Here is a 2,456-nt window from a genome sequence, read left to right as displayed (position 1 = left end):
GGACAACTGGTTGTGGCATTACAATAATGAGCGAACTCATCAGGGAAAAACGTGCTGCGGGCGTACGCCGATGGCCACTTTACTCGATGGAAAACGGATCTGGGCAGAAAAGAATCTGAACCAGATGTAATCTGACAGACACCGGTATAAATAATCGGTAACTGTCAGATCAGGTCTGAGCTAGTACACATTAGTATACTTCTATAAAATATGAATTGGTACGACCAAGTGGACTCGAACCACCGACCACCACCATGTCAAGGTGGTGCTCTAACCAACTGAGCTATGGTCGTACTGTATGTAGTATCAATCAATTAGTTGATTAGATACATTTTTTGACACTCCTGCTGGAGGAGTGCGCGCTATTATGGCGTTGTCCTCCCATGATGGCAAGTGCTTTATTACCGCTTTTTTACTGAGTGCTGAATGTTTGTGCTGCGCGCTTCCCCGTAGGTCATTTATCCTGATAGCGTATCGCATCTATAAACAGGGCAAATGCTGTGGGATGCTGTTTGCGTGTCGGATAATAAAGGTAGTAGCCGGAAAATGGTGCGCACCATTCCTCCAGCACCCGCGTCAGGGTACCGGCTTCAAGTTCCTGGCAAACGGTATCTTCCCGCACGTAAGCTAAGCCGAAACCGTGGCGTGCGGCTTCAATGCGCTGGCGCAACCTGTTGAATGTTAACTGTCCATTCACGCGCACTCGCATTTCTCGACCGGTATGCGCAAACTCCTAGGCATACAATCCACCCAGCGTAGGCAAGCGCATATTAATGCAACGGTGTTGCTGCAACGCTTGAGGGGATGAGGGCACACCGTTGCGCTCAAGGTAGTCGGGCGAGCCGACTACGGCCATGCGCATCTCTGGGCTGATACGTACTGCCACCATGTCTTTCGCTACCTGTTCGCCCAGACGAATGCCTGCATCGAAGCGCTCGCTGACAATATCGGTGAGTGCGTTATCCACCGTAATTTCAATATTGATATCCGGATGGCTTTGTTGAATAATAGGGAGCAATGCTGTTATGACACGCCTGTTCTGGATTAAAATGCTGATCGCTCAGGGATGCATTGCCACGCTCTGGATTTAACATACTGATTTTACGTCAAGGGAATCCGCAGCCTTTATGGCTACGCAGCATAATATCTATTTATTCAACAAAGCCTATCCGGATAAGTGGCGAGGAACGGTTTCAATATGGGCCACAGCACATAATCGGAGGCATGTTCACCGGCGGTGATACGAATATTTCCTGCCGGACGCGTACGCGTGTCGCGCAGGGCAATGAGTTCGTTTTCAATATCGGCCAGATGGGGTTCAAGACGGCTTGCAAGTTGCTCACCCACCTCGGTCGGCGCGACGCTGCGCGTGGTGCGGGTGAGCAGTCGCAGTTTCAGACGCTCTTCCAGACTGCGTACCGAATGGCTCAGCGCGGATTGCGATACCCCAAGGTGAGCGGCAGCTTTGGTAAATCTGCGCTCTCTGGCAACCGCCAAAAATGACAGCAGATCGTTGAAGTTTTCTTTCAGCATGTGGCCTTACGGTTTGCGCCACCGGAGTTGTGCGGCGGCGCGTATATCAAAGGATTACTGTGCGCTGGGCGCAGGCAATGAGGCCATATCGATGACAAAACGCTAACGCACATCGGCGCGTTCCATACGATCGAATGCCTCGTTGATATGGTCCATACGAATCATTTCACAGTCGGGCAGGATCTATTTTTTCGCACAGAAATCAAGCATCTCCTGCGTTTCACGGATGCCGCCGATCAGCGATCCGGCGATACGTCGACGTCCGAGGATCAAAGGCACTGTGGTCGGTTCTGCCAGCGGGCCAACTTGCCCCACCAACACCAGCGTGCCGTCGACTTTCAACAGCGGCATGTAGGGGTTAACGTCCTGCTTGACCGGAACGGTATCGATAATCAGATCAAAATGAGATTGTGCGGCCGCCATGGCGGCGCTGTCGCTGGAAACCAGCAAGCGGTCGGCCCCGAGCGATAACGCATCGGCTTCTTTGCTGTTGGTGCTGCTCATTACCGTAACATCTGCGCCAAGACCTGCTGCCAGCTTGACGGCCATATTGCCTAAACCACCCAGTCCAATGACACCGACCCGGCTGCCGGGGCCGACATTCCAGGTACGCAGCGGAGAATAGGTGGTAATACCCGCGCACAGCAGCGGCGCGACATGCGCCAGCGTCAGGGTATCCGGTACGCGCAGCTCAAACTCTTCACGTACCACTAGATGCTTGGCATAGCCGCCGTAGGGTCGTGTATTCAATATGTTGATTTCAGTGTGAAATGTCCGGTTTGGGATGTGGAATACAGTGGCTAAAGTTGATGTAAGATGCCCGTTTTGTGAACAGACATCTCCTGTGAAAAAACACGGTTATGGCAAAAGTGGCCATCAGCGTTACCGTCGTCAGTCATGCAAACACGGATGGCTACAGGGCT

At 52.2% G+C, this 2,456-nt stretch carries 1 protein-coding gene, 1 tRNA gene and 4 pseudogenes; 2 read left to right on the top strand and 4 right to left on the bottom strand.

Annotation, left to right across the window (positions count from 1 at the left end; translation table 11 throughout):
- Positions 1-130 (top strand): annotated as a pseudogene (locus QZ506_RS04430) (IS481 family transposase); the annotation flags it as partial.
- Between the two features lie 86 nt (positions 131-216).
- Here QZ506_RS04430 and QZ506_RS04425 read toward each other — a convergent pair.
- From QZ506_RS04425 to QZ506_RS04410, 4 genes and pseudogenes are all read right to left on the bottom strand, one after another.
- Positions 217-293 (bottom strand) — tRNA-Val (locus QZ506_RS04425).
- A 161-nt stretch (positions 294-454) separates the two neighbouring features.
- Positions 455-994: pseudogene (locus QZ506_RS04420) on the bottom strand (LysR substrate-binding domain-containing protein); the annotation flags it as partial.
- Positions 995-1,167: 173 nt separating this feature from the next.
- Positions 1,168-1,533, bottom strand: a pseudogene (locus tag QZ506_RS04415) (LysR family transcriptional regulator); the annotation flags it as partial.
- A gap of 102 nt (positions 1,534-1,635) precedes the next feature.
- Positions 1,636-2,265, bottom strand: a pseudogene (locus QZ506_RS04410) (zinc-binding dehydrogenase); the annotation flags it as partial.
- A 64-nt stretch (positions 2,266-2,329) separates the two neighbouring features.
- On the opposite strand from QZ506_RS04410, the gene QZ506_RS04405 reads away from it, so the two are divergent.
- The coding region (locus QZ506_RS04405; RefSeq protein ID WP_367272968.1) for an IS1 family transposase at positions 2,330-2,456 on the top strand (127 nt) is incomplete at its 3' end.

Origin of the sequence: Candidatus Symbiopectobacterium sp., assembly GCF_020054415.1 — a bacterium.
Taxonomy (GTDB): Bacteria; Pseudomonadota; Gammaproteobacteria; order Enterobacterales; family Enterobacteriaceae; genus Symbiopectobacterium.
This window is presented reverse-complemented; position numbering and strand designations above follow the sequence as displayed.